The organism is Segatella copri (assembly GCF_002224675.1).
GTDB lineage: Bacteria > Bacteroidota > Bacteroidia > Bacteroidales > Bacteroidaceae > Prevotella > Prevotella copri_U.
This window is the reverse complement of sequence record NZ_NMPZ01000013.1, coordinates 46,915-69,403: the sequence shown is the minus strand read 5'-3', so window position 1 is coordinate 69,403 and position 22,489 is coordinate 46,915. Positions and strand designations below refer to the sequence as shown.

Here is a 22,489-nt window from a genome sequence, read left to right as displayed (position 1 = left end):
TACTATAAACTACCAACCGCCTGCTTGATGTCTTCGAAGAGATCATCCACATCCTCCAGACCTACGCTGAGGCGGATGGTGGTATCTTTTACATCCATCGACTTGCGCATATTCTCGGAGAATGCACCGAAGATGGTGCTTGCCGGATGAATGGCGAGCGAACGGTTGTCGAAGAGATTGGTGGCACGATGGATGAGTTTCAGATTGTTGAGGAAACTGAAGCAGGCTTCCTTGCTTTCCAAATCAATGCAGATCATGGCTCCCGCCGTCTTGCCAAACTGGCGCTGCGCCAATTCGTGGTAAGGATTATCCTCCAAACCTACATAGTTTACATACTGAATCTGAGGCAGGGTGCGCAGTTTTTTGGCAAGTTCCAGGGCATTGCTGCTCTGTACACGATAGCGCGCATCGAGTGTTTCGAGTCCGATGGTCTGCATATAGGCAACCTGTGGAGTCATATAGGCGCCGAAGTTGAAGAGCATTTCTCCATAGAGACGCTTGGCGAAATCGCCGTTGTAAGGAGTTCCGTAGTCGATGACCAGACCGCCGAGCGAAGTAGCACCACCACTTACATATTTAGAGCTGGAAACCACCTCAATATCTACTCCCAGATTCTTAGCCGAGAACTGTGTGAACGGAATCACGGTAGAATCCACTACCAGCGGAACATTCTTTTCGTGAGCCACTTCCGAAATGGCTTTCAGATCGGCAACCTCCAACTGTGGGTTGGTCAGGATTTCCAGGAATACGCAGCAGGTGTCATCGTCGATGGCCTCACGTACCTCCTCGATATTGGTTAAATCGCGCAAGCGGACCTTTACGCCAAATCGGCGCAGGGTAGCAACGAGCAGGGCGTAGGTGTTGCCGAAGAGATGCTTCGAGGTAACGATGTTCTTGCCCTGTGCTGCCAAGGACATGAAAGTGTTGCTGATGGCCGCCATTCCTGAATTGAAGGCAGTGGCATGGGCTGCATCGGTAAGGGCTGCCACTCGGCGCTCCAGGTTGGTAACCGTAGGATTCTCCACTCGGGAGTAATCAGGTGCCTTGATTTTGTCGGTGAATGCTTCCGCCATGACGGCAGCATTGTCGAATTCGTAGGCAAGGGTGTTATATACTGGAACGCTCAGCGAATCGTAAGCATCGCGGCGTTCGTATTCCAAATGAATGGCTTGTGTTTGTTTCTTCATTCTTTTATGATTTTATGTGATATTTTGTTTGCAAAAGTACAAAAAAGAAATCAAATAGACAATAGATAGCATAAAAAAACGAGTTGCGAATGTTTTTTTTATGCATTGCAACTCGTTAGAGAGAGAGTATTGGTTATTCTATTCTATGTTTCCGATAGTTCCTGGGTTTGTTAGTTTCCATTCATTCCACCCGTCTGGATTCCCTGCTTTTCTTCCAGGAAATCGTTCTTGATGTTGGATTTCGCCTGCTGGAATTGCTTCTTGGTGTTGCCGAACTTCCAGGTAAGAGTGAGACTGATCTGGCGCAGAGGCACCTTCACCGTCATATTCTGCACATAGTCAGAACCCATGGTCTTCTGCTTGATATTGAGCTTGTCGTCGGTTGGTGTGAGAAACATCAGACTCAGGTCCAGCTTATCCTTGACGATGGATTTGGAGAGGGTGGAGTAGAAGAAAGCCATTCCGCTCTGATAGCCCTGCAGGTTGTGCTGCTTGCTCTGAATGATGCTTCCTACCGTCCATTGTAGTTCCCAAGGCAGAGTCTGTTGCAGATTGATCATCGTACTGCTGTTCCAGCCATGGTTCTTCCATCCCAGGACTTCGCTGCGCAGATCGTTGTAGCTCAGACTTTCGTTCAGCATCAATCTCGTCTTCTTGAACACCAGCCAGTTGGCAAAGACATTCAGACTGGCGTTGCGAGTCTTCGAAACATTGCCGTAGGTGGTGTTGAGCAGGTTGTCTGCATCGATGAATGAATACTGCTCTATCTGGTTGTTGCAGAATCCATAGCCCAGAGTCGTGCTCAGGATGAATCTAGGGTTGTAATAATTGAACACCATATTCAACTGATGCGACTTCACCACGTCGAGGTCTGTATTACCATAGCTGATGGCGGTAGGATTACTGCGATCTACATACGGGTTGAGATAGGTGATTCCCGGACGGGTGATTCTCATGCTGTAGTTCACGCCGAGATTCACTCCTGGAGTGATGCTGTAGGAGAGGCTGGCGCTCGGCACGAAGTTGCCGTAGTTCTTGTCGAAGTTGTCGCCCTTGCCCTGCTCGAATTTCACTTTCTCCCAGGTCTGTTCGTATCGGGTTCCCAGCATGGTTCCTATCTTTCCGAAGTTTCCTTTCCATTCAGCATAGGCAGCCAGGATGTTCTGGGTGTTCTTATACTCCATGCTGTTGGCAGGATTCAGCGTTTCGCTTTTGTCAGCTGCTACGTCGTAGTATCGGGAATCGCTCTTGTTGATGCGGGCAATATACTTGGCTCCGAAGTTCAGGCGCTGGGTGGCGCTGAGCGAATGGGTGAAGTCTGCCTGAAACGTATGCTCCGTTCCGCGTGTCTTGCTCATCGAGAGCAGGTCGTTGAGCTGGAGAGTCGTCACATGACTGATATTGTCGTAGAATGTATAGTCGTCGGTGTGAGAAGGGTTGGTACTGAAGAGATAGCTGAGGATGAGATAGTTCGTACGCTCCTTGTTGAAGAATCGCTGATAATCGAGACTTCCGTTGAAGGAGGTGTTGCCCATATCCTGCTTCATCTCATTGCCGTATTCGAATCCTTCGCCGTAGATTCCGCCTGCCATCTTCGTGAGTGGGTGACCCGTAATCTTCTGGCTGAAGGTGGTCAGACCAGCCGTGGCGCTGATGTTGCTCAGCGAATCGAGTTCGTAGCTCAGACTGATGTTACCCATGGAGAACGGTTGCTTCATATCCGAATTCTGATAATAGTTCATTGTGGTTCCATCCTTCTGGATTCGGTCGAAGGAGATGATGGTTCCATCCATGCGCTGATGATTGTACATTCCGTTGGCACTGTAGGTAAGCTTGCCCTGCTGACCGCTGATGAAGGCGGAGATGCGCTGCGTCTGGTTACCGGCAGCAGCACTGATGTTGCCATTGTAGCCATTGCTGAGATCGCTGCCTCCGCCGCCGTTCACGGCTTGCTTGTTGAGTACGATGTTAAGCACGCCTCCCGTACCTTCAGCATCATACTTGGCTCCCGGATTGGTGATTACCTCAATGTTCTTGACCATGGTAGCCGGCATTGCCTTGAAAATCTGCGAAGGGTTGGCTGAGAACATCGGGTTGGGTTTTCCATCCACATACACCTTGAAGCTGGATGAACCGTTCACGGTAATGTTATCCTGTCCATCCACGGTAACCATCGGTACCTTGCGCAGCATGTCGAGAACGGTAGAAGCCTTGGCGTCAGCATCCTGCTGCACGTTGTAGGTCATCTTGTCGGTCTCCATCTTTACCAGCGGCTTAGATGCAACTACGGTAACAGCGTTGAGATCCACATCTTTCCAGAGGGAATCTGTGACCTCAGCATCGCTCTGTGCGAAACTTTCGAGCGAGCAGACGAGCAGAGTGCTCATCAAAATCATATTTTTCTTATTCATATTCTTCGTGTTTGAATATCCTTGTTTATTGACTATCTTTTTGCCTTTTTGTTTGTTTGACGATGCAAAGATAATAGATTCTTTTGTAAAGACAATGACACCGGGAGGGGTTTAACCCAACAATAACTTTCAGAAAGCCGTCCTTAACATTGAAATAACATAAATTTATCAGAAACCCTGCAAAAAGCATAAAATGTAAGCCATTCATTCGTTTATCTCAACTTTATTTTGTAATTTCGCAGCGAAATAGATAATTCGGAATAAAAATATAAATCAGTTATGATGAAATCAACTAAAATGAGCCTCCGGGCTCTTACGTTTAGTGCAGCACTCTGTGCTTCGCTCGGAACATCGCTTTCTGCCTTTGCCGAGACCATCGAAGTGCAGAAGCTGAAACATACGGGTCCTTATCCTGTAGCTACCCCTTGGATGGCGGATAGCGTGAATGTGAAGGGTGAGAAATTCTCGATGGAGGGTGTGCTCGACTCGCCGCTCTCGTTTACCTTATTGAATAATGGTAAGGAGGTGGCTGCTTCTCAGCTCCTGGCTGATAGCAAGCAGAATGCTCTCCACCTGGCTTCGTTCACCGTATCGAACACCAGCCGTACCAAGGCTACCATCGAGGTGAAGGGATTGAAGCAGTATCGCCTCTTTGTGGATGGTGAGCAGGTGAAAGTGAATGGCGATAAGGCGGAGACTGTCTTGATGCCTTCTACTCATACCGTAGTCATCAAGTACCTCACCGCTTCATCAGCCGATGCTTCCGCTTCTGAAAAGAATGCATCAGAAAAATCATCTTCTTCAGAAAAGAAAGCTGATCAGAATTTCAAGATCAGCATTACTGCGGCAGACGGCAAGCAGCTGAGCGTGGGCGAATCTTCTGCCAGCACCAAGCGTACCTTTAATATATACGATGTAATCTGCATGCCTAACTATGCGAGCGTTCAAATGTCGCCAAACGGCAAGTTCATGATCGTGAGCAAGACTTGGGTAGATCGTCAGGGCAAGAACCATAGCGTCAATGAATTGAGAAACTGTCAGACTAACAAGGTGGTTGCTTCTTTCGAGGAAAGTGTAAGATGGATGCCTCGTACTAACAAACTGTATTTTACCGAGAAGGCGAGCGACAGTTCCATTGCCGGCGAAGGAAAGGCTGATGGCGAAGTTCAGCTGATTACCATCAATCCGATGAATATGGAGCGAGAGGTGTTGGCGGCAAACATTCCGGAGGGATGGTTCCAGTTTACTCCAGATGAGAAATCGCTTATCTATACGCTCTATGAGGAAGGCAGAAAGAAGGATCCTCAGGTGTACGATGTAAAGGAACCAGATGACCGCCAGCCAGGATGGAGAACCCGCAGCTATCTGGCTAAGTATGATCTGGCTTCAGGCATTCTCCAGCCGCTTACCTTCGGCTACCATAATGTTTATCTCAACGATATTTCCGCAGATTCCCGCTATCTGCTCATCGGCAAGAGCGAGGAGCGCCTTACCAAGCGTCCTACTACTCTCAACTCCCTCTATCGTCTCGATCTGAACGATATGAGTGTTGAGGCGCTGGTAGAGAAGGGTGAGTTCCTGAACAGTGCCCAGTTCTCGCCAGACGGCAAGAGCATTCTCGTTACCGGTTCGCCTGAGGCTTTCGATGGAATTGGAAAGAATGTGGAAGAGGGACAGACTCCTAGTATGGTTGACACCCAGCTCTATCTGATGAACCTGGCGGATAAGAAGGTTCGCCCGATGACCAAGAATTTCAATCCTAACGTGCAGAGCGTGGATTGGAGCAAGGCGGATGGCAATATTTACTTCACAGCCGAGGATAAAGACTGCATGCATCTCTTCCAGCTGAACCCGAAGTCGGGTAAGTTTACTTTGCTCAAGACTCCAGAGGAGAACATCAAGAGCTTCTCCATCGCAGCGGCTGCTCCGGAAATGGCGTTCTCAGGACAGAGTGCATCCAATGCTGACCGACTCTACAAGATGAGCACCAAGGCACAGAAGTCGCTGCTCGTAGATGATCTCAGTGCCCGCCTGCTGAAAGACATCGAGCTGGGCGAGTGCAAGGCTTGGAACTTCGTGAATTCCCGTGGCGACACCCTTTGCTGCCGTTACTATCTGCCACCTCATTTCGATGCTTCCAAGAAGTATCCGATGGTGGTGAACTACTATGGCGGTTGCAGTCCTACCACCCGTATGTTCCAGAGCCGCTATCCTCATCATGTCTATGCTGCGATGGGTTATGTGGTCTTGGTCGTGAACCCAAGCGGAGCCACCGGTTTCGGTCAGAAGTTCTCTGCCCGCCACGTGGATACTGCCGGCGAGGGAGTGGCTGAGGATATTATCTCCAGCACCCAGGCTTTCTGCGATGAGCATAGTTTCGTAAACCGCAAGAAGATAGGTTGCATCGGTGCCAGCTATGGTGGCTTTATGACTCAGTATCTTCAGACCAAGACCGATCTCTTTGCCGCAGCTATTTCTCATGCCGGCATCAGCGACCATACCAGCTATTGGGGCGAAGGCTATTGGGGCTACAGCTACAGCGAGGTTTCCATGGCGAACGAGTATCCTTGGACCAACAAGCATCTCTTCGTAGATCAGAGTCCGCTCTACAATGCAGACAAGATTCATACTCCATTGCTCTTCGTGCATGGAACAGCCGATAACAATGTGCCTGTGGGCGAGAGCATCCAGCTCTATACGGCTTTGAAGCTCCTTGGCCGTCCAACGGCGATGGTTCTGGTAGATGGTCAGGATCATCACATCATCGATTATGAAAAGCGCATCAAGTGGCAGAACACCATCTTCGCATGGTTTGCCAAGTGGCTGCAGGATGATGGCAGCTGGTGGAAAGAAATGTATGGAGAGGAGAAAATGTAAAAAGAAGGGTGTGTCATAAGTCCAGATAATGACAACCGAGGACGGGCTGAAAGCCCAAAAGCTCTTAGCCCAGGGCAGCGCCCTGGGTTTTAGAACAAATACAAAAAGTCGCCCTGAAAGGGCAAAAGCTTTCAATTTCAAAGCTTTTGCCCTTTCAGGGCGACTTTGCTTTTTGCCAATATTACCCAGGGTGCTACCCTGGGCTAGGAGCTTCTGCCCTTTCAGGGCGTATTGGATGTGACTTATAATACATCCTCTTTTTCTTATTTCTTATTGCTCAGTGAAATCATCAGGGAGATGAAGGCGAAGGAAATGCCTACGATGCAGACTCCCAGCCAGTCGGCTTGGGTCCACACGTATCCGGCACAGAACGTACCGAGCGAACCACCGATGAAATAGGTCGTCATGAAGATGGTGTTGGCACGGTTGGAAGCCTGCGGAATCTCCTGCAGGCAGCCGCTCTGATTGCTGAGTTGCTGACATTGCAGTCCGATATCTACCAAGATGATGGCTGCGATGAGTCCTGCGTAGGTGTCGCCGAAGAGGAGGGCTATTGCCCAGGCAATGATCTGCATGGCTGCTCCGAAGAGGCTGAACTTGTGGATTCCGAACCTTGGAACCAGCTTTCCTACGCTGCTGGCTGCCACGGCTCCCATGATTCCGCAGAGTCCGAGCATTCCCACCATATCGCTGCCTGCATTGAAAGGAGGCTGGGCAAGATGGAAGGCGAGGCACGACCATATCGCCATCATGCTTCCGAAACCGAAGGCGGCACGGATGGAGTAGATGCGGATGGAAGGGTGGAGGATGAAGATCTCAGCCACGGTAGTCATCAGTCCTCTGTAAGTACCCACATAGTTGCGCTTCATCTCAGGCATCATCAGCATCATGATTCCCATGCAGACCACCATGACGAGGGCGGCGATGAAGAACATCTCCCGCCATCCCAGCCATTCGCCGATGTAACCGCTGATTACCCGCGAGGCAAGAATACCCGTGAGCAGTCCGGAGAGCACAAAGCCCATGTTCCTGCTCTTGTTCTCGGGTGTGGAGAACTGTCCGGCTATCGGGATGAAGAACTGGGGAATCACGGAACAGGCACCTATGAGCAGGGAAGCTCCCCAGAGCATCCATACGTTTTGTGCCACAGCCATCACAATCGCCATCAAGGCTGCAATGGTCATGTTCACGAGGATGAGTTTCTTGCGCGAAAACATGTCTCCCATAGGGATGAGAAAGAACAGTCCCAGCGCATAACCTATCTGGGTAATCACGGTGATGAGGTTGGCGCTCTGCTCGGTAATGCCCAGATCGTGGCGGATCAGTTCGAGAAGCGGCTGGTTGTAGTAGCAGTTGGCTACAGTGAGTCCTGCGATGATAGACATCATCAGGAGAATGCTGCGGGGAATGCCCTGATTTTCTTTTAGCTGTATCATTTTTCTGTTTATCAAAGAATCTTTTTCGAGTGCAAAGTTACAGAAAAGTTTGCTGCCAGCCAAGTTTTGAGGCTCGAATTCTCGGAAAAAGTTTCCCTCTCTGCAGAAAAATCCTCCTTCTCAGCAGAAAAAGTTTCTGCTTTCTTCCTCGCGCGTACCTTATTATATGTATATAGCTCGGCTCAGCCGGGGTGTTGGCGCGCACCTTTGTTACGCTAAAAAACACCGAAAAGTGTTAAAATCGGGCTGTTTTCGGACACACTAAAAACTTTAACTTTCGTTAGCACTTTGTAAATAGTTGAATATCAGTAGATTGTGATTTTGTTACAAAATGCCCCTAAAAAAAAACACAAAAAAAGTTCGCCGTATCAAAAAAATGCTTACCTTTGCATCAGTTTTAATAAACGAATGATTGTTTTACAGATTTAAAAAGCAAAGAAAATGAAGAAATTAGTTTTTATGTTCGTAGCTATCGCAGCTATCTCTTTCGCATCATGTGGTAACAAAACAGCTCAGACAGCAGCTACTGCTGATTCTGACACAGCTGTAGTTGATTCAGCTGCTGATTCAGTTGCTGTTGATACAGCTGCTGCTGCTACAGATTCAGTTAAGTAATTTAGAATTACTTGCGAACGAAAAATGAGAGAAACAACCGCTGGACTTCGGTCTAGCGGCTTTTTCGTTTTATAGAGACTATGTTTCATTTTTTAGGTTGCTGAACTTTCGCCTGTGGTTTAAGTACGGGCTGAAGGCCCAAAAGCTCCTAGCCCAGGGCAACGCCCTGGGTATAATAGCAATTTGCGAGGCGCCCTGTAAGGGCAAAAGCTTTGTTAATTGTCTGATATTTGAAAGCTTTTGCCCTTACAGGGCGACAGGTTTGCGTCCGTAATTACCCAGGGCGCTGCCCTGGGCTAGGAGCTTCTGCCCTTTCAGGGCGTATGGCGCTTACTTGTGAAAGTTCAGTTCGGTTACCTTTTAGAAATATTAGAAAAAGATAAATATATGATAGATTCAAGTGCCTTCCAAGGCAAAAAGGCAGCCTACTATACGCTGGGCTGCAAACTCAATTTCTCGGAAACCTCCACTTTCGGCAAGATGCTCGAAGATATGGGCGTCATTACGGCACAGAAGGGGGAGAAAGCAGACATTTGTCTCATCAATACTTGCTCGGTGACTGAAGTTGCCGATCATAAGTGCCGTCAGGCTATCCATCGCATGGTGCGACAGAATCCTGGTGCCTTCGTCATCGTCACCGGTTGCTACGCGCAGCTGGAGTCGGAGAACGTGAGCAAGATTGAGGGTGTTGACCTGGTGTTGGGCGCCAACGAGAAGGCCCACTTGATTCAGTATCTCAGCGATGCATGGGCCAAGAAGTTTGCCGTAGAAAACGGACTTCCTGTCACCGGCGAGAACCTGGAGTCTTCTGATTCCGCGCTTCATCAGCACCACAGCGTGAAGACCAAGGAGATCAAGACCTTCCAGCCTTCATGCTCCCGTGGTAATCGTACCCGCTACTTCCTGAAGGTGCAGGATGGTTGCAACTACTACTGCACCTATTGCACCATTCCTTTCGCCCGTGGCAATTCCCGCAACCCAAGCATCGAGTCGCTCGTGGCTCAGTGCGAGCAGGCGGCAGCTGAGGGCGGCAAGGAAATCGTGATTACTGGTGTGAACATCGGTGACTTCGGACAGACCACCCATGAGCGGTTCCTCGACCTTGTGAAGGCGATGGACCAGGTGGAAGGCATCAAGCGTTACCGTATCTCCAGTCTGGAGCCGGATCTCTGCGATGATGACCTCATCGCCTACTGTGCCGAGAGCCGTGCCTTCATGCCTCACTTCCATATTCCGCTGCAGAGCGGAAGCGATGAGGTGCTTAAGCTGATGCACCGCCGTTACGACAAGGCGCTCTTCGCCCACAAGGTGAACCTGATCAAGGAGAAGATGCCTGATGCGTTTATCGGCGTAGATGTGATGGTGGGCTGTCGTGGTGAAACTCCGGAGTGCTTCGAGGAGTGCTATGAGTTCCTGAAGAGCCTGCCTGTTACGCAGCTCCACGTGTTCCCATACTCCGAGCGTCCTGGAACAGCAGCCTTGAAGATTCCATACGTGGTAGATGAGAAGGAGAAGAAGCTGCGCTCCAAGCGTCTCCTTGAGTTGAGCGACCAGAAGACTCAGGAGTTCTATGCCCAGTACATCGGTACCGAGGCTGAGGTGCTCTTCGAGAAGGCGCCAAGAGGCAAGGCAATGCATGGTTTCACTAAGAACTATGTTCGTGTGGAACTTTCGCCAGCTCTCGCCAAGGAGGAATACGACAATCAGCTCATCAAGGTTCGTCTGGGTGGTTTCAATCACGACAAGACGGCATTGAAGGCAGAATTGATTTGATAGCTCAAAGTAAAGGCTGATCATAAAGTTCAAAGTTCAAACCTCAAAGTTCAATGTACTACAATGATTTTGGCTCCTGGATCCGGAAGCGGTTTCCTGACTTCCGGGTTCAGAAAATTTCGATAGATGCAGGATTCTCCTGTCCTAACCGGGATGGAAGAATCTCGAGCGGAGGATGCACGTACTGCGACAACCGTACGTTCAATCCCAGCTATTGCGACCGCAGGAAGTCGATTACAGAGCAGTTGGAGGAGGGCAAGGCCTTCTTCAGCAGGAAGTATCCGGACATGAAGTATCTGGCTTATTTCCAGGCTTATACCAATACCTACGCCAAAGTGGAACTTCTCCGTCAGATGTACGAGGAGGCGCTGCAGGTAGAGGATGTGGTAGGAATCGTGATAGGAACCCGTCCTGATTGCGTGAGCGATGAATTGCTGGATTATCTCGAGGCGTTGAACCGGCGCACCTTCGTACTGGTGGAGTATGGCATTGAGAGTGCCAATGATGAGACCCTGAAGCGCATCAACCGCGGTCATGATTTTGCCTGCTGCCGGGATGCGGTGGAGCGAACCCACGCCAGGGGAATCCTCACGGGTGCCCACATCATCATCGGCTTGCCGGGTGAGGATGCGGCAGAGAGTCTCCGTCAGGCGCCCATCATCTCTTCTCTTCCCATCGACATTCTGAAGATTCACCAGATGCAGATCATCAAGGGAACCCGCCTGGCGCAGGAGTATGCAGAGCATCCCTTCCACGTCTATACGGTGGAGGAATACATCGATGTCATCGTAAAATACATCCGGCTCTTGAGAAAGGACCTGGTGCTGGAGCGGTTCGTCAGCCAGTCGCCTAAGGAACTGCTTGTCGCACCGAAATGGGGACTCAAGAACTATGAGTTTACCAATCTCCTGAATAATAAGTTAAAGAGTTTACAGTAAAATATGGCTAAAGTTGCAATCGTAATATTAAACTGGAATGGGCAGAAGATGCTTGCCAAGTATCTGCCTAATGTCGTGGAATATTCACGGCAGGATGCTGAGATATGGGTGGCTGACAACAATTCGTCAGACCAGTCAATGCTTCTTCTGGAGACTCAGTTTCCCCATGTCAAGACCATCGTGCTGGAGCAGAACTTCGGCTTTGCCGAGGGCTACAACCGTGCGCTGGAGCAGATAGAGGCAGAGTATTATGTTCTCCTGAACAGCGATGTGGAGGTGGCTCATCACTGGCTCACTCCGCTCATCGAGTTCATGGATTCCCATCCCCAAGTGGCAGCCTGCCAGCCTAAGCTCCTGGCGGAATACGACAAGGATATGTTTGAGTATGCGGGAGCCTGCGGCGGTTTCCTCGACAAGTTCGGCTATCCGTTCTGCCGCGGCCGCATCTTCGAGACCGTGGAACGCGACAACGGGCAGTATGATTACCAGCAGGAGGTGCTCTGGGCTACGGGTGCCTGCATGATGATCCGTGCCAGGGATTACTGGGAGGCAGGCGGACTGGATGGCCGCTTCTTTGCCCATAACGAGGAAATAGACCTTTGCTGGAGATTGCGCCTGATGGGCAGGAAAATCTACTGCATTCCGGAGAGTGAAGTCTATCACGTGGGTGGTGGAACCTTACCGAAGAGCAATCCGATGAAGACTTTCCTGAATTTCAGGAACAATCTAACGATGCTCTATAAAAATCTGAGCGATAAAGAATTATCTCATGTTATGAGAGTGAGATGGTTCCTGGATTATTTGGCTGCTTTCGAGATGTTGATCCTGAAACGCAACCTGGGCGACTTCAAGGCAATCTTCAAGGCACACAGGGCTTTCCAGGCATGGAAGCACGATTTCGATGAAGATCGCAAGAAGATTCAGGAGAATAGAGTGGAGGAAAAGATACCGCAGGTTTTCGATTGCTCCATCCTTTGGCAGTATTACGCCAGGGGCAAGAAACTCTTTTCGGACTGCACGATTCGATAGTAGGGAGCTAACTCCTTGACTCCTCAATAAACGACAGAATATTGCACAGATAGCCAATAGTGAGTAAAAGTGTTAGCATTTTGCTCGCTATTGGCTGTTTTTTATTATTTTTTTGAGATTTTGCTTGGTAATTTAAATATTTTTTAGTATTTTTGCAGTCGTAACCAGAAGACTTTAAAATTACGTGAAAAGAATATTTGATTATATCGTCATATTAGCATTTATTATGCTCTGTTCGGCCTGCGAGTTCAAGTTCAAGCCGAACGAGGAGGCTGACGCTGTCCCTTTAACGGTGCAGCGCTACGACCGTCTGCAAAGCAGATACCTTACCACCGGTGATTTCTCTGCCCTTCAGCAGATGAATACCGACTATCCGATAGAAACCCGAACACTGATAGAGAAGATGCTGCAGCTTGGCACCATTACCGACGCCAATATCAGCAACCGTTTCCTGATGTTCTATCAGGATTCCACCCTCCAGTCGCTTATCGCAGATGCTGAGGCCATGTATGCGAACATGGACGACATCAACGAGCAGCTGAAGAAGTCGTTCGGTCGTCTGCACGACTGGCTGCCTGAGCTTCAGCAGCCATACTTCTATGCCCAGATCGGCGCGCTCGACCAGAGCATCGTGGTAGGTGAACAATCGGTAGGTATTTCACTGGATAAGTATCTGGGTCCGGAATATCCGCTCTACAAGAAATTCTATACAGCCCAGCAGCGTGCTACCATGCAGCGCGAGTATATCGTGCCCGACTGCCTCACCTTCTATCTGCTGAGCATCTATCCGATGAAGGATTTCGATACCCGTCCGCAGCTGGACCGCGACCTGCACATGGGCAAGATCATGTGGACCGTGAACAAGGCGCTGGGCAAGGATATCCTGGACACCAAGTATGTGAAGACCATCCAGGCTTATGTGAAGCGTAATCCGAAAATCACAGTCAAGGAACTGCTGGAAGACGAGGATTATTCGCCTATCGAAGCGCTGCATAAGGACTAATCAGCAGGATAAGGACTAATTGGATAAGGATTAGTCAGCTGCTGGATGAAGCAGGAAAAACAAAAGCATTCAATACAATACATGAAAAGATTTTCAATTTTTGTTGCAACGATGATGATGGCATCAGTAATGCAGGCAGCTGAGAAGCTCGATTTGAAGTCGATTACTTCAGGTGCATTCTCTGCCTCATACGTTACAGGAATCAACCCTATTGAGGGTACCGATCTCTATGCTTCCATCAGTTCTGATGGCAAGCAGGTAGTAAGTTATTCTTTCAAGACTGGCAAGCAGGTGGCTGTGCTCTTCGACGTTGAGGCTGCCAAGGCTCCGATGAAGTCGGTAGAGGGCTACGTGATGAGCCCGGATGGCAAGAAGATGCTCGTCTTTACCAAGAGCAAGGCGGTGTATCGCCGTTCGTTCAAGGCTGAGTACTTCATCTATGATATTGCCCGCAAGACCATCAAGAAGCTTTCTGAGGGCGAGAACCAGCAGGTGGCTACCTGGTCGCCGGATTCACGCCACATCGCCTTCGTCAAGGACAACAACATCTTCGTAACCGATGGCGAGAAGGAAGTGCAGGTTACCAAGGACGGAAAGTTCAATGAAGTGATCAATGGTATTCCCGACTGGGTATATGAGGAGGAGTTTGCCTTCAACCGTGCCTTCGCCTGGAATGCTGACGGAACCTCACTCGGCTGGATCCGTTTCGACGAAAGCCACGTGAAGACCTATTCGCTCCAGCTCTTCGAAGGCGCCAAGCCTACCCGCAGCGAGTTTCACGATTATCCGGGAGAGTATTCCTACAAGTATCCTAAGGCAGGACAGGACAACTCCAAGGTGAGCCTCTGGAGCTACGATATGAAGACGGGCAAGACCCTCGCACTGGATGTTCCGGTAGATGCAGACGGCTACTATCCTCGTATCAAGACCACTCCAGACGCCAACAGTCTCATCGTCTATACGATGAACCGCCACCAGGACGATATGCGCCTCTACTCCGTGAATCCATTCACCGGCAAGAGCAAGCAGATCATCCAGGAAAGCGTGCCTAAGTTCATCAAGGAAGAGGTGATGGAGAACAGTATCGTGGGCAAGAAGAACATCCTGCTCCCTAGCGACCGCGACGGCTACATGCACCTTTATCTCTATGATATGAAAGGTAAGCTGATCCGCCAGGTAGAGAAGGGTAACTACGATGTTACCGCCATCTACGGCATGGATGAGAAGACCGGCGACATCTATTTCCAGGCAGCCATGCTCAATGCACACGACCGACAGGTTTATGTGGCTCACAAGAACGGCAAGGTGGAGCGACTCACTTCTGAGGAGGGTTCCAACTCGGCTTACTTCTCAGGCGATTACCGCTATTTCGTGAACAACTGGAGCAGCTACAGCCATCCATACGTTTACACCGTACGCAACAACAAGGGTAAGGTGATCAAGACCCTGGAGGACAACAAGAAGCTGTTGGAGAAAACCAAGCAGTATAACTGGGGCAAGCGCGAGACCTTCACCTTCACTACATCAGAGGGCGTGAAGCTCGACGGATGGATGGTGAAGCCGGTAGATTTCGACGCCAGCAAGAAGTATCCGGTCATCCTCTTCCAGTATTCCGGTCCGGGCAGCCAGCAGGTGCTCAATTCCTGGAGCACGGGAAGCATGGGTTCCGGTGGAGCCTTCGATTACTATCTGGCTCAGGAGGGATTCATCGTGGCTTGTGTAGATGGCCGTGGAACCGGTGCCCGTGGTGCTGAGTTCGAGAAGTGTACCTATCTGCGTCTCGGCGACCTGGAGTCAAAGGATCAGGTGGAGACAGCTCTCTATATGGGCAGTCTGCCATACGTGGATAAGGACAACATCGGTATCTGGGGATGGAGCTATGGTGGTTTCAATACCCTGATGAGTATGAGCGAAGGCCGCCCTGTGTTCAAGGCTGGTGTGGCTGTTGCGCCTCCTACCTGCTACCGCTTCTATGATACGGTCTATACCGAGCGTTACATGCGTACTCCTCAGGAGAACGAGGATGGCTACAAGGTAAACCCAATCGAGCGTGCCGACAAGCAGCACGGAGCCTTGCTTATCTGCCATGGACTGGCAGATGACAATGTTCATCCACAGAACACCTTCGAGTATTCAGAGGCATTGGTTCAGGCAGACAAGGATTTCAAGGAGCTTTGGTACACCAACCGCAATCACGGCATTTCGGGAGGTAACACCCGCAATCATCTCCTGCGCCAGATTACCAACTGGTTTAAGGATAAAATGAAATAAAGACATCAGGTTTATTCCTATAAAAAAAGCCCCCGGAGGTTTCACAACTTCCGGGGGCTTTTGCCCTTGGAGATTTCACAACTTCCTAGGGGCTGAACTAAACTACTAACATTCAGCGGTAATCTAGAACCGCTGACGCCCTAAAAAATAATTTTTAATATAGGTATTAACTACTAAATATTTTTTTTAAAACTTCTTTTCTTTATGCTTCAGCTTTTTTCTTGGCTTCCGCCTTTTTCTGCTTCCGTTCCGCCTTCTTCTGCTTCACTTCGGCTTTTCTCTGCTTCAGCTGGCTCTTCACTTCAGCTTTCTTCTGCTTCAGTTGAGCCTTTGCCTCCTTCTTTTCAGCCTTTCTTTCAGCCTTGGTCTTTGGCTCCTCCATGTCGCTTGGCTCTACCGCCTTGAACATGAACTTGCTCTCGTCGATGTTCTTCATCTGCCATGGAGTAGGGAGGTCCTTCGGCTTCTCGCCGTTCTTCAGGCGCTTTGCCTTCGCCTGCTTGGTGTAACGGTCGTGCAGCTTGGACCATTTCTTCTCCGCCTTCTTGAAGTTGCGGTCGAAGATCACGATGCAGGTTCGCTTGGGTGCACCGATCGACTCCAGGTATTCCTTCAGCTGCAGGGAGTAGTTCTCTCTGTTGTCCAGGAAGAGCTTCTTGTGAGTCAGATATACTGAATCAACTCTCTGCACGCTGGTCATATACACCGTAGAGTCGCTGAACGACGATGCGAAACCGAACATATATGCAGTTGTCGGATCATTCTTGGCGTGGGCCGTGAATGAAGAGATGGCTGCGATAGCCAATGCTAATGCGATTTTTAAAACTTTCATTTATTCTTTTCTATACTTATGTTTTGCGCTTACTGTCCCAGATAGGATTTCAGCAGTTTATTCTTCGTATTGTGTCTGAGTCGGCGCAGGGCTTTCTCCTTGATCTGCCTTACACGCTCCCTCGTCAGGTTGTACTTTTCACCTATCTCATCCAGGGTCATTTCCGGCGAGCCGTCTATTCCGAAGAATGCTCTCAGCACCTTCTGTTCCTTGTCGGTGAGCAGCTTCAGTATGCGGCTAACCTCCGCCTTGAGCGATTCTATGGCGAGTTCCCTGTCGGTATTGGATGAGTCGCCAGACAGGAAGTCGATCATGCTGCTGTCCTCGCCGTCGGCGATAGGTGCATCCATGCTCACGTGGCGTGAGTTCGCCTTCATGGCGTCTGCAATCTTGTCTTCGGGCAAATCCACACGCTCGGCAATCTCATCCACGCTCGGCTTGCGCTCGTGTTCCTGCTCGAACTTGTTGAGTTCCCTTGTTATCTTGTTGACGCTACCCACCTGGTTGAGGGGGAGGCGTACCAGTCTGCTCTGCTCAGCTATAGCCTGCAGAATACTCTGTCTGATCCACCAAACGGCATACGAGATGAACTTGAAGCCGCGTGTCTCATCAAATTTTTCTGCAGCTTTGATAAGCCCAACGTTTCCTTCGTTGATAAGATCAGGTAAGCTGAGTCCCTGATTCTGATATTGCTTGGCAACAGATACCACGAATCTCAGGTTGGCTTTGGTCAATCTCTCCAGGGCTCTCTTGTCCCCTTTTCTTATGCGCTGAGCGAGTTCCACTTCCTGGTCGGTTGTCAGGAGCTCCTCGTGTCCAATTTCTTGGAGATATTTGTCCAACGATGCGCTTTCGCGATTCGTTATAGACTTTAAAATTTTCAGTTGTCTCATGGTAGCAATTTAATTTTGTAGATGCAAAAGTACACTTTTTGTTTGGAAAAACAAAAAAAATAGCAGATATTTTTCAAAATACCTGCTATTTTGTCATTTTTTATCTTTTCAGAGGGGATTAAGTTCTCTTTTTTTAGGAACTTCAGCCGGCTCTTCCGGTGAAAGGCGCCCCTCAGCCGATTAGTCCTTCTGCAGTGGAACAGCGAAGTAAGCCTTCTTGCCTGTAGGCCATACACCCTGGATGTAGAGCACAGGATCCTTGCTGGTAGAAGCACTCTTCACAGCCTTCTGCAGGTCGTCGAGCGATGTGATGTTGCTGTCGTTGATGCGCTGGATGATGAATCCGCGTGAAACGCCGGCATCCTTCAGGGCTCCGCTGTTCACCTTCATCACCTCTACACCATACTTGATGCTGAGCTGGTTCTTCTGGCTCTCTGTAACAGGACGGAAGGTTCCGCCGAGCACGTCGAGGTCTGCGCTCTTGATTACTGAGGTGTTGCCCTGGGCATTCTTCAGGGTGATGGTCTTGGTGGTCTCCTTCTTGTTGCGCAGGTAGGTGATGCTCATCTTGTCGCCAGGGCGCTTGCCGTTGAGTGACTCCTGCAGTTCTGCCATCTTGGTCACCCTCTTGCCATCTACCTTGGTAATCACGTCGCCTTCCTTCAGTCCGGCAGCAGCACCGTTGCCGTCTTCATCTACCTTGGCGATATAGACACCCTCGTTGGTTCCCAGGTTCACGTCCTTGCCGTTCTCCTTCTGGGCGTTGATGTAGTTGAGCACGTCGCTACCCTGGATGCTCAGCATCACGCGCTGTACGCTTCCGTACTTCTTCAGGTCATCCACCACCTTGTTCATGATAGAGGTAGGAATGGCGAAGCCGTAGCCTGAGTAGGAACCGGTCTGAGAGTAGAGCATGGCATTGATGCCCACCAGCTCACCCTGGGTGTTGACGAGTGCACCGCCAGAGTTACCTGCGTTGATGGCAGCATCGGTCTGGATGAAGCTCTCCACGCCGTTGGCACCGAGCGAACGTGCCTTGGCAGAGATGATACCTGCGGTAACGGTATTGTTGAGTCCGAATGGATTGCCCACTGCGATGACCCATTCACCCACCTTCACATTGTCGCTGTTGGCGATAGGCAGGGTAGGCAGGTTCTTGCCATCCACCTTGATGAGGGCGAGGTCGGTGGTCTTGTCGGTACCGATGATGCGTGCAGAGTATTCGCGGTTGTCGTTCAGGGTCACGGTCAGCTCGTCTGCGCCTTCCACCACGTGGTTGTTGGTTACGATGTATCCGTCTGAGCTGATGATCACGCCCGAACCCGTAGCCTCTCTCTTAGGAGTCTGCACCTGCTGCTTGCGTGTGCCGCCCTGACCTTCAGGATTGCCGAAGAATCCGAATGGGTCGAAGAAGCCTCCGAATGGGTCGCTCTGAACATCTACGGTCTTCACTTTCGAGTTCTGTACGTATTTGATATGTACCACGGCTGGCAGAGCCTTCTCTGCTGCGTAAGTGAGATCAACTGGTTGACCTGGTGCCTCTGCTGTTACAGCTGGTGAAGCGTTCACCTTCATGAAAGCACCTGTTGAGAATGCTAGCGAACCTACGCATAGCACTGCCATTACATAATTAGTTACCTTTTTCATGTTTAATATCCTTTTTATTATTATTTCCTTTTTATTGTTACGCCTAGCCTTCTGCCAATTCTATGCCAAAACCCTCGGGTCTGCCAAATCTGTCAGCTTCTTGCCTCAGCTTTTCGGTTGCAAATATAGAGTCATTTTTTGATATACGTATAACTTTGAGCCATTTTTTATTCCGTTTTAACATTTAAAATTAACACTTTAACGGCTCTTAAACAAGAATAGCCCTATTTTTACAATTATTTGCTACTTTTCTGAAAAATGATAGTTTTATATATGAAATTAAAACTTCTTGATATGCAAACAGATGTGAACGGAATAAGAGAAAAAGATGACTGGAATGTCAGTCTTTCGGGATGAGAAAGCAGTAAAATCATCCCCAAAAAGCGAAAAGAGTTTAAAAACTCAGAGAAATTGGCGGTTAAGTCGAACTTTTTTGCTATCTTTGCATTTCGAAAGCAGTGCTCCGGCTTGTCGCTGGCATTCTCTACTGGGGGGTGCGAGAGGAAAGTCCGGGCAGCGTAGGGCATCCCACTTCCGAAAATAGAAGCTATTGGTGACAGTAGGTGTCGGTAGAAGAAAATTACCGCCCGAAACTTATTCCGTAGCGAAGTCAGGCTCCGGCAGGGCATCGTGGTTTAGTGTCGGGTAAGGGTGAGAAGGTGGTGTAAGAGACCACCAGCTGGCGGGTGATCGCCAGGCTGTGCCATCTGGGAGCTGTAAGCTCATGTAAACCGCAGATTGAGGGCGGCTCGTCCGATTGCCTTCGGGCTGCTGCGGAGGGTAGAGTGCTTGAGTCCAGGGGTGACTCTGGGACTAGATAAATGACAGGCACCCGTATCGTTTCTGACGGTATGGGTACAGAACTCGGCTTATAGGAGCACTGCTTTCTTTCTTTTAGTTCTTTCTGCATCATATATATAATAAGGTATGGAGACATATATACCTGTCTATGCAATGTATGGTGCGGTGTTTCAAACCATTTAAAAATAACCAGCAATTATGAATCTTAGAGAACCGGAAAAGCAGATATTAGACGATTTTGAGCACAAGGTAACCAACAAGATGCAGAAGTATGGCGATGAGCCCGACTTCCCTAAGTTGGAGAACTATGGACTTACCCGTATGGAGCTGGATGACTATCTCTTCGATAAGCAGGCCATCCTCGACATGGGCGGTTCCAAGCGCACGCAGCTCACGGTGGGCGGTTTCATCACCGTCATCCCCGTATTGATCCTTTCCTGCTTCCCAGATAAGTCGCCTATCTATGAGAACGGCAAGGCAATGACCACTATCATCGCCATCATCATCGGTCTGCTGCTCGCCTGCTTCTGCAAGGCATTGCTCCAGATGGTGATCCTCTACCGTGTGAACAAGCACAAGGAAACGAAGATGGAGACCTTTATCAAGGCAGTACTCTTCTATGAAAAAAGATAATAACTTTAAAGCATTGAAGATATGAATTTACCTGATTTTATGGCTTATAAGGACAAATTCACTCAGAGTGCATTTGTCGAGAAGATTTCGCACGTGGCAAAGCGTGCAGGTGCCAAGATGGTTTATGCAGCTCTCATTCTCTATTATACGCTGGAGAGTGACAAGGTGGCGCTCAAGGACAAGGCGATGATTATCGGAGCCCTGGGCTACCTCATCAGTCCGCTCGATGTGATTCCCGATGCCATTCCGATAGCGGGACTGAGCGACGACCTGGCAGTGCTCATCTTCGTGCTTCATAAGGTATGGGGGGATGTTTCTGAGGATGCGAAGCAGAAGGCTCACGACAAGCTCGCACAGTGGTTTGATGAAGATGAGCTTCCTCAGGCAGAAGATCTCTTCAAGGAGAATCCGGAAGATACTCCGGTCTGATTCGTTTAGAATACATTCATTTTTCGGCACCCGTTTCTGAATTTCGATTCAGAACAATAGCAAAAACGGCGGACTCTCACGAGCCCGCCGCTTCTTATATGCTGTAAATGATAATAATGCTTTTTATACGATACCCTGAGCCATCATAGCCTTAGCTACCTTCAGGAATCCGGCTACGTTAGCACCCTTTACGTAGTTAACGTAACCATCGTTCTCAGTACCGTACTTCACGCAGTTAGCGTGGATATCGTTCATGATGTCGTGGAGCTTGGCGTCAACCTCCTCGCGTGACCACTTCAGGCGCTCAGAGTTCTGGCTCATCTCAAGACCAGAAACAGCCACACCACCAGCGTTGGCAGCCTTACCTGGAGCGTAGAGGATCTTGGCATCCTGGAACACCTTGATAGCCTCTGGAGTAGAAGGCATGTTAGCACCCTCGCTTACAGCGAATACACCGTTTGCGATGAGAGCCTTGGCAGCCTCCTCGTTGATCTCGTTCTGAGTAGCTGATGGGAGAGCGATGTCTGCCTTCTCAAACCAAGGCTTAGCACCCGCAACATATTTTACACCATACTTCTCTGCATACTCCTTGATACGGCCACGCTCTACGTTCTTGAGCTCCATGATGTAGTCGAGCTTCTCGCGGTCGATACCGTCTGGATCGTAGATGTAACCATCAGAGTCTGAACATGTAACAGGCTTAGCACCCAACTGGAGCAACTTCTCCATAGTGTACTGGGCAACGTTACCTGAACCAGAAACCAATACAGTCTTGCCCTTGATGTCGATGCCCTTGGTAGCGAGCATGTTGCAGAGGAAGTAAACGTTACCGTAACCAGTAGCCTCAGGACGGATGAGAGAACCACCGAACTCCTGACCCTTACCGGTCAAGACACCCTGGAACTGGTGAGTCAACTTCTTGTACATACCGAAGAGGTAACCTACCTCACGGCCGCCTACACCGATGTCACCAGCAGGAACATCCTCGTCTGGACCCATGTGACGGTAAAGCTCAGTCATGAAAGCCTGGCAGAAACGCATCACCTCGTTGTTGCTCTTGCCACGTGGAGAGAAGTCAGAACCACCCTTTGCACCACCCATAGGGAGAGTAGTAAGAGAGTTCTTGAAAGTCTGCTCGAAAGCAAGGAACTTCAGGATACCCAAGTTTACAGACTTGTGGAAGCGAAGACCTCCCTTGTAAGGGCCGATTACGTTGTTGTGCTGAATGCGGTAACCCATGTTAGTCTGTACGTTACCCTTATCATCTACCCAAGATACACGGAACTGGATGATGCGGTCTGGGATGCAGAGGCGCTCGATGAGGTTTGCCTTCTCGAACTCAGGGTGCTTGTTGTACTCTTCCTCGATAGTACCGAGAACCTGACTAACTGCCTGGATGTACTCCGGCTCATTTGGGAATCTTCTTTGGAGATTCGCGATTACTTCAGATGCTTTCATAATCTTTATCTTTTATTGTGTTTGAAATTTCTTTTTTATTGTTTGCGATTGCAAAGATATAGTTTTTTCTTGAAATAACCAACAAAAAGAAAGAAAAAATGCACAAAAAGTAGAAAAAAGACAATCTTTTAACTTTTCGTAAAGGTTCATGTAGCCTAATTGTGTGCGTACACCTTATTATATATAAGTTTTTCTCTATCTTTTTGTTTGGGTTCTGATATTTTTTCGTATCTTTGCATTGTGTAAGGAACTTCAC

The 22,489-nt window shown here is 49.3% G+C and carries 16 protein-coding genes and 1 other RNA gene; 10 read left to right on the top strand and 7 right to left on the bottom strand.

Annotated features, from left to right (window positions below; genetic code table 11):
• Positions 1–2 precede the first annotated feature (2 nt).
• Together CFT61_RS09370 and CFT61_RS09365 are read right to left on the bottom strand one after the other, a co-directional pair.
• Complete coding sequence (locus tag CFT61_RS09370) at positions 3–1,187, bottom strand: aminotransferase class V-fold PLP-dependent enzyme (protein ID WP_089544175.1); 1,185 nt, start codon at positions 1,185–1,187, stop codon at positions 3–5.
• 170 nt (positions 1,188–1,357) lie between these two features.
• Complete coding sequence (locus CFT61_RS09365; RefSeq protein ID WP_089544174.1) at positions 1,358–3,598, bottom strand: outer membrane beta-barrel family protein; 2,241 nt, start codon at positions 3,596–3,598, stop codon at positions 1,358–1,360.
• Positions 3,599–3,877: 279 nt separating this feature from the next.
• Between CFT61_RS09365 and CFT61_RS09360 the strand changes: the two genes are divergently transcribed.
• Positions 3,878–6,475: a S9 family peptidase gene (locus tag CFT61_RS09360; protein WP_254918920.1), complete on the top strand. Its 2,598-nt coding sequence runs from the start codon at positions 3,878–3,880 to the stop codon at positions 6,473–6,475.
• 263 nt (positions 6,476–6,738) lie between these two features.
• Here the strand turns inward: CFT61_RS09360 and CFT61_RS09355 are convergent, their stop codons facing one another.
• Positions 6,739–7,911: an MFS transporter gene (locus tag CFT61_RS09355; protein ID WP_089544173.1), complete on the bottom strand. Its 1,173-nt coding sequence runs from the start codon at positions 7,909–7,911 to the stop codon at positions 6,739–6,741.
• Positions 7,912–8,352: 441 nt separating this feature from the next.
• Here CFT61_RS09355 and CFT61_RS16965 point away from each other — a divergent pair, with 441 nt between their 5' ends.
• The 6 genes from CFT61_RS16965 to CFT61_RS09330 all read left to right on the top strand — a co-directional run bounded on the left by CFT61_RS16965 (position 8,353) and on the right by CFT61_RS09330 (position 15,540).
• Positions 8,353–8,526, top strand: coding sequence for a PG1828 family lipoprotein (locus CFT61_RS16965; RefSeq protein WP_176425561.1), 174 nt, complete (start codon positions 8,353–8,355; stop codon positions 8,524–8,526).
• Positions 8,527–8,913: 387 nt separating this feature from the next.
• Entirely contained in the window at positions 8,914–10,299 is a 1,386-nt protein-coding gene (gene mtaB / locus CFT61_RS09350; protein WP_089544172.1) for a tRNA (N(6)-L-threonylcarbamoyladenosine(37)-C(2))-methylthiotransferase MtaB, read from the top strand.
• Between the two features lie 53 nt (positions 10,300–10,352).
• Positions 10,353–11,237: a TIGR01212 family radical SAM protein gene (locus CFT61_RS09345; protein ID WP_089544171.1), complete on the top strand. Its 885-nt coding sequence runs from the start codon at positions 10,353–10,355 to the stop codon at positions 11,235–11,237.
• A gap of 3 nt (positions 11,238–11,240) precedes the next feature.
• Complete coding sequence (locus CFT61_RS09340) at positions 11,241–12,266, top strand: glycosyltransferase family 2 protein (RefSeq protein WP_089544170.1); 1,026 nt, start codon at positions 11,241–11,243, stop codon at positions 12,264–12,266.
• A gap of 226 nt (positions 12,267–12,492) precedes the next feature.
• Complete coding sequence (locus CFT61_RS09335) at positions 12,493–13,269, top strand: gliding motility protein GldB (protein WP_089544169.1); 777 nt, start codon at positions 12,493–12,495, stop codon at positions 13,267–13,269.
• An 81-nt stretch (positions 13,270–13,350) separates the two neighbouring features.
• Positions 13,351–15,540: a S9 family peptidase gene (locus tag CFT61_RS09330; RefSeq protein WP_089544201.1), complete on the top strand. Its 2,190-nt coding sequence runs from the start codon at positions 13,351–13,353 to the stop codon at positions 15,538–15,540.
• 202 nt (positions 15,541–15,742) lie between these two features.
• Here the strand turns inward: CFT61_RS09330 and CFT61_RS09325 are convergent, their stop codons facing one another.
• The 3 genes from CFT61_RS09325 to CFT61_RS09315 all read right to left on the bottom strand — a co-directional run bounded on the left by CFT61_RS09325 (position 15,743) and on the right by CFT61_RS09315 (position 18,912).
• The gene (locus CFT61_RS09325) at positions 15,743–16,372 is read right to left on the bottom strand and encodes a hypothetical protein (RefSeq protein WP_142990602.1); all 630 of its coding nucleotides are present in this window, start codon (positions 16,370–16,372) and stop codon (positions 15,743–15,745) included.
• 29 nt (positions 16,373–16,401) lie between these two features.
• Positions 16,402–17,265 (bottom strand): sigma-70 family RNA polymerase sigma factor, encoded by an 864-nt coding sequence (locus tag CFT61_RS09320; protein ID WP_089544167.1) that lies wholly within the window; start codon positions 17,263–17,265, stop codon positions 16,402–16,404.
• Between the two features lie 180 nt (positions 17,266–17,445).
• On the bottom strand, positions 17,446–18,912 hold the full coding sequence (locus tag CFT61_RS09315; protein WP_089544166.1) for a trypsin-like peptidase domain-containing protein: 1,467 nt from the start codon (positions 18,910–18,912) through the stop codon (positions 17,446–17,448).
• Positions 18,913–19,367: 455 nt separating this feature from the next.
• Here CFT61_RS09315 and rnpB point away from each other — a divergent pair.
• From rnpB to CFT61_RS09300, 3 genes are all read left to right on the top strand, one after another.
• Positions 19,368–19,800: RNase P RNA component class A (gene rnpB / locus CFT61_RS09310), an RNA gene on the top strand.
• 111 nt (positions 19,801–19,911) lie between these two features.
• Positions 19,912–20,346 carry a hypothetical protein gene (locus CFT61_RS09305; protein ID WP_089544165.1) on the top strand — a complete coding sequence of 145 codons (435 nt, stop codon included), beginning with the start codon at positions 19,912–19,914 and terminating at the stop codon, positions 20,344–20,346.
• Between the two features lie 21 nt (positions 20,347–20,367).
• Positions 20,368–20,775, top strand: a complete 408-nt coding sequence (locus CFT61_RS09300) for a YkvA family protein (RefSeq protein WP_089544164.1) — start codon at positions 20,368–20,370, stop codon at positions 20,773–20,775.
• 123 nt (positions 20,776–20,898) lie between these two features.
• Here the strand turns inward: CFT61_RS09300 and CFT61_RS09295 are convergent, their stop codons facing one another.
• Complete coding sequence (locus CFT61_RS09295) at positions 20,899–22,233, bottom strand: NADP-specific glutamate dehydrogenase (RefSeq protein WP_089544163.1); 1,335 nt, start codon at positions 22,231–22,233, stop codon at positions 20,899–20,901.
• Positions 22,234–22,489: the final 256 nt, after the last annotated feature.